This window comes from Myxococcus sp. CA056 (assembly GCF_013336715.1).
GTDB lineage: Bacteria > Myxococcota > Myxococcia > Myxococcales > Myxococcaceae > Myxococcus > Myxococcus llanfairpwllgwyngyllgogerychwyrndrobwllllantysiliogogogochensis.
In genome coordinates this window covers 1-5708 of record NZ_JABUMT010000029.1, presented here as the reverse complement: position 1 = coordinate 5708, position 5708 = coordinate 1, and the positions used below count along the sequence as shown (strand labels likewise).

Annotated in this window: 1 protein-coding gene, 2 tRNA genes and 3 rRNA genes; 5 read left to right on the top strand and 1 reads right to left on the bottom strand. The window is 55.6% G+C overall.

What is annotated here, in order from left to right; all coding sequences use genetic code 11:
• The coding region (locus HUA76_RS45025) for a hypothetical protein (protein ID WP_217440981.1) at nt 1–205 on the bottom strand (205 nt) is incomplete at its 3' end.
• Between the two features lie 4 nt (nt 206–209).
• Here HUA76_RS45025 and HUA76_RS44650 point away from each other — a divergent pair.
• The 5 genes from HUA76_RS44650 to rrf all read left to right on the top strand — a co-directional run bounded on the left by HUA76_RS44650 (nt 210) and on the right by rrf (nt 5690).
• Nucleotides 210–1747: ribosomal RNA gene (locus HUA76_RS44650) — 16S ribosomal RNA — on the top strand.
• 217 nt (nt 1748–1964) lie between these two features.
• A tRNA-Ile gene (locus HUA76_RS44645) sits at nt 1965–2038 on the top strand.
• Nucleotides 2039–2101: 63 nt separating this feature from the next.
• Nucleotides 2102–2174 (top strand) — tRNA-Ala (locus HUA76_RS44640).
• Nucleotides 2175–2450: 276 nt separating this feature from the next.
• Nucleotides 2451–5414: ribosomal RNA gene (locus tag HUA76_RS44635) — 23S ribosomal RNA — on the top strand.
• 159 nt (nt 5415–5573) lie between these two features.
• Nucleotides 5574–5690 (top strand): 5S ribosomal RNA (gene rrf, locus HUA76_RS44630).
• The 16S, 23S and 5S rRNA genes sit together here with 2 tRNA genes alongside, the layout of an rRNA operon.
• Nucleotides 5691–5708: the final 18 nt, after the last annotated feature.

Genomic DNA, 5708 nt, shown 5'->3' with positions numbered 1-5708 from the left:
AAGTCGCGGATGAAACAAGCGGCTCGGTCTTTGAAAACCAAATAGCAAGCCCAAGAAGAAGAGAAGGATTGCGGAAACCGCAGTCAATCTTTGAGAAGGCACCAGCAAGGGAGCGCTGAGAAGCGCATACCAGCAGTGCCTGCAGTGAATCAGCGAGCCAAGGTTCCTTAGCCGGACACTTGGTGAACGCCGGTTCAACCTTCAAATTAAAATTGGAGAGTTTGATCCTGGCTCAGAACGAACGCTGGCGGCGTGCCTAACACATGCAAGTCGAGCGCGAATAGGGGCAACCCTTAGTAGAGCGGCGCACGGGTGCGTAACACGTGGATAATCTGCCTGGATGCTCGGGATAACCAGTCGAAAGATTGGCTAATACCGGATAAGCCCACGGTTTCTTCGGAGACTGAGGGAAAAGGTGGCCTCTGTATACAAGCTATCACAACCAGATGAGTCCGCGGCCCATCAGCTAGTTGGCGGGGTAATGGCCCACCAAGGCAACGACGGGTAGCTGGTCTGAGAGGACGATCAGCCACACTGGAACTGAGACACGGTCCAGACTCCTACGGGAGGCAGCAGTGGGGAATTTTGCGCAATGGGCGAAAGCCTGACGCAGCAACGCCGCGTGTGTGATGAAGGTCTTTGGATTGTAAAGCACTTTCGACCGGGAAGAAAACCCGTTGGCTAACATCCAACGGCTTGACGGTACCGGGAGAAGAAGCACCGGCTAACTCTGTGCCAGCAGCCGCGGTAATACAGAGGGTGCAAGCGTTGTTCGGAATTATTGGGCGTAAAGCGCGTGTAGGCGGCGTGACAAGTCGGGTGTGAAAGCCCTCAGCTCAACTGAGGAAGTGCGCCCGAAACTGTCGTGCTTGAGTGCCGGAGAGGGTGGCGGAATTCCCCAAGTAGAGGTGAAATTCGTAGATATGGGGAGGAACACCGGTGGCGAAGGCGGCCACCTGGACGGCAACTGACGCTGAGACGCGAAAGCGTGGGGAGCAAACAGGATTAGATACCCTGGTAGTCCACGCCGTAAACGATGAGAACTAGGTGTCGTGGGAGTTGACCCCCGCGGTGCCGTAGCTAACGCATTAAGTTCTCCGCCTGGGAAGTACGGTCGCAAGACTAAAACTCAAAGGAATTGACGGGGGCCCGCACAAGCGGTGGAGCATGTGGTTTAATTCGACGCAACGCGCAGAACCTTACCTGGTCTTGACATCCTCGGAATGCCTCAGAGATGAGGCGGTGCCCGCAAGGGAGCCGAGAGACAGGTGCTGCATGGCTGTCGTCAGCTCGTGTCGTGAGATGTTGGGTTAAGTCCCGCAACGAGCGCAACCCTCGCCTTTAGTTGCCACGCAAGTGGATCTCTAGAGGGACTGCCGGTGTTAAACCGGAGGAAGGTGGGGATGACGTCAAGTCCTCATGGCCTTTATGACCAGGGCTACACACGTGCTACAATGGCCGGTACAGAGCGTTGCCAACCCGCGAGGGGGAGCTAATCGCATAAAACCGGTCTCAGTTCAGATTGGAGTCTGCAACTCGACTCCATGAAGGCGGAATCGCTAGTAATCGCAGATCAGCACGCTGCGGTGAATACGTTCCCGGGCCTTGTACACACCGCCCGTCACACCATGGGAGTCGATTGCTCCAGAAGTCACTTCACCAAGAGGTGCCCAAGGAGTGGTCGGTAACTGGGGTGAAGTCGTAACAAGGTAGCCGTAGGGGAACCTGCGGCTGGATCACCTCCTTTCTAAGGAGACCGGGCACCAGGCAGACACTTCGGTGTCAGCAGGTGGTGCCAGCGGCTTTCGAGCCGCGTCAGGTCGACCAGGTCAACGTTTCCGAGTCCAATCCGACTCTCTCTACTTCGGGCTTGCTGTTTGGTTTTGAAGGACTGAGTGCGCGAGAAGTCGCGGCACCAGCTCTTTGAGAATGAAGGATGCTGTAGAATCGACGCGGTAGCTCCTGGGCCTATAGCTCAGCTGGCTAGAGCGCGCGCCTGATAAGCGCGAGGTCGGTGGTTCAAGTCCACCTAGGCCCACTGTTTCCGCAGGCGAAAGCCTGGGCAACGGTGACGCACCCAGCTAAATTGGCCCGGACACACGGGGCTGTAGCTCAGTTGGGAGAGCGCCAGCTTTGCAAGCTGGATGTCGTCGGTTCGATTCCGATCAGCTCCACACAAGTTTTCCCTGTCGCATTGAGGGAAGCGTTCTTTGACAAGTGCATACGAAGGGTAAGTTGCAATTTCTGCTGAGTAACAAGTTCTCGCAGAAGGCGCGCAACTCCCCACTGAAACCGACGCCGTGAGGCGAAGGTGAGGTGTGAGAGGGTTGGCGCTAACTACAAGCGTAGAGTGATTTTTTCCGGGCCTGCTGCGAAGAGCAGGGGTCTGGGCCTTGGTTTCGAGTTTCGACAATCCGCCGTGAGGCGGGCGTTAGACAAGAGATTAGGGCAAGTAAGCTACTAAGGGCGTGCGGTGGATGCCTAGGTGCCAAGAGGCGATGAAGGACGCGGGTGGCTGCGAAAAGCTTCGGGGAGCTGTCAACCAAGCGTTGATCCGGAGATGTCCGAATGGGGAAACCCAGCACTGCGAATAGCGGTGTTACCTCTCACTGAATACATAGGTGAGATGGAGCTAACCAGGGGAAGTGAAACATCTCAGTACCCTGAGGAAGAGAAAACAACGAGTGATTCCCAAAGTAGCGGCGAGCGAAATGGGAACAGCCCAAACCGATGTCACGCAAGTGGCAGCGGGGTAGAGGGTCCACGGTAGGACTTTGACTGGCTAGCGGAAGTCTCTGGAAAGAGACACCAAAGGGCGTGATAGTCGCGTACGCGAAAGCTGGTTGGAGCTGAGTGGGTTACCCAAGTAAGACGGGACACGTGCAATCCTGTCTGAATCAGCCGGGACCATCCGGTAAGGCTAAATACTCCTTGGCGACCGATAGTGAACAAGTACCGCGAGGGAAAGGTGAAAAGAACCCCGGCAAGGGGAGTCAAAAGAACCTGAAACCGCATGTCTACAAGCAGTCCGAGCACTACGGCGCAAGCCAGTGCGAGGGCGTACCTTTTGCATCATGATTCGGCGACTTAATATACGTAGCGAGGCTAAGCCGTTAGGTGGAGCCGGAGCGAAAGCGAGTCCTAAAAGGGCGAATTAGTTGCGTGTATTATAACCCGAAGCGGGGTGATCTACACATGGCCAGGTTGAAGTGCGGGTAACACCGCATGGAGGACCGAACTCATGAAAGTTGAAAATTTCTGAGATGAGCTGTGTGTAGGGGTGAAAGGCCAATCAAACTCCGTGATAGCTGGTTCTCCCCGAAAGATATTTAGGTATCGGCTCGGGCAATTCAATACTGGAGGTAGAGCACTGGAACGGCTAGGGGTCTCACCAGATTACCAAACCGTACCAAACTCCGAATGCCAGTAATTGTTAGCCCGGGACGCAGTCAGTGGGTGATAACGTCCATTGGCAAGAGGGGAATAACCCAGACCGACAGCTAAGGTCCCCAAATCTAGTCTAAGTGAACACTAGAAAGGATGTGGCAGGTCATTGACAACCAGGAGGTTGGCTTAGAAGCAGCCATCCTTTAAAGAAAGCGTAATAGCTCACTGGTCAAGACAGGCCGCGCCGAAAATGTAACGGGGCTCAAGACTAGTACCGAAGCTTCGGGTCACACGCAAAACGTGTGGCGGTAGGGGAGCGTCCCAGTTGCAGCGAAGGTCGACCGAAAGGGCGGCTGGAGCGGCTGGGAGTGCTGATGCCGAAATGAGTAGCGATAAAGGGGGTGAGAAACCCCCTCGCCGTAAACCCAAGGTTTCCTGGGTCAAGTTAATCTTCCCAGGGTTAGCCGGAACCTAAGTCGAGGCCGAAAGGCGTAGATGATGGAAAGCAGGTTAATATTCCTGCGCCATCTTGTAAGCGTTGAACTAAGGGAGGACGGAGAAAGCTAGGCGAGCTGACCGGCGGTTGTGTCAGTCCAAAGGCGTAGGGGTGTCGCGTACGATTAAAGGCGCGGCAGCTATCCCCGAGACCCCATGGCGCCCCGTAAGGGGTAAGTCGCTGATGCTCTGCTTCCAAGAAAAGTCCCGTAGGGAGCTTGCAGGGTGTCCGTACCGTAAACCGACACAGGTGGGTGAGGAGAAAATCCTAAGGCGCTTGAGAGAACTCTCCTCCAAGGAACTAGGCAAATTTCCACCGTAACTTCGGAAGAAGGTGGGCCTCTGGTAGGTGAAGGCGTACAGCCGGAGCCGAGAGAGGTTGCAGAGAAATGGCGGTAGCGACTGTTTACCAAAAACACAGGACTCTGCGAAGGCGACAAGCCGACGTATAGGGTCTGACTCCTGCCCGGTGCTGGAAGGTTAAGGGGATTCGTCAGCCGCAAGGCAAAGCGATGATCCGAAGCCCCAGTAAACGGCGGCCGTAACTATAACGGTCCTAAGGTAGCGAAATTCCTTGTCGGGTAAGTTCCGACCTGCACGAATGGAGTAACGACTTCCGCGCTGTCTCGGAGAGGGACTCAGCGAAATTGAAATAGCTGTGCCGATGCAGTTTACCCGCAGCAAGACGGAAAGACCCCGTGAACCTTTACTATAACTTGACAGTGACACTAGGGATTGACTGTGTAGGATAGGTGGGAGCCTTTGAAGCCGGGCCGCTAGGTTCGGTGGAGGCAACGGTGAAATACCACCCTGTTGATTTCTGGTGTCTAACCATGTCCCGTAAGCCGGGATTGGGACACTGTCTGGTGGGTAGTTTGACTGGGGCGGTCGCCTCCCAAAGAGTAACGGAGGCGCGCGATGGTTCCCTCAGCCCGATTGGAAACCGGGCGGCGAGTGCAATGGCATAAGGGAGCTTGACTGCGAGACGGACACGTCGAGCAGGTGCGAAAGCAGGTCATAGTGATCCGGTGGTCCTGAATGGAAGGGCCATCGCTCAACGGATAAAAGGTACTCCGGGGATAACAGGCTTATCTCCCCCAAGAGTTCACATCGACGGGGAGGTTTGGCACCTCGATGTCGGCTCATCGCATCCTGGGGCTGGAGCAGGTCCCAAGGGTTTGGCTGTTCGCCAATTAAAGCGGTACGCGAGCTGGGTTCAAAACGTCGTGAGACAGTTTGGTCCCTATCTGCTGTGGGCGTAGGATACTTGAGAGGCTCTGACCTTAGTACGAGAGGACCGGGTTGGAGGCACCGCTGGTGTACCAGTTGTCTCGCCAGAGGCATCGCTGGGTAGCCATGTGCCGATTGGATAACCGCTGAAAGCATCTAAGCGGGAAACCGACCTCAAGACCAGGTATCCCGGGCGCAAGCCCCTGAAGACCCGTCGAAGACTACGACGTTGATAGGCCAGGTGTGTAAGCGCGGTAACGCGTTGAGCTAACTGGTACTAATTGGTCGAGAGGCTTACTTCCCCCTATCTCTTGCATGCCCCCTCAAGGGGAGTAAGGGACTCGGGGCCAAGGCCGAGACTGAATGCACTATGCATTCACCCGGACGAAACACTTTAGCGCACAGCGAGACTTGTACTCGCAGAATGCTGCAACTTACCCTTCGTATGCACTTCATGCTTTTCCGGTGGCTATGTCGGAGGGGTCACACCCGTTCCCATCCCGAACACGGAAGTTAAGCCCTCCAGAGCCGATGGTACTCCGCGGGAAACCGCGTGGGAGAGTAGGTCGCTGCCGGATTCTTTTTGAGAGAAGCCC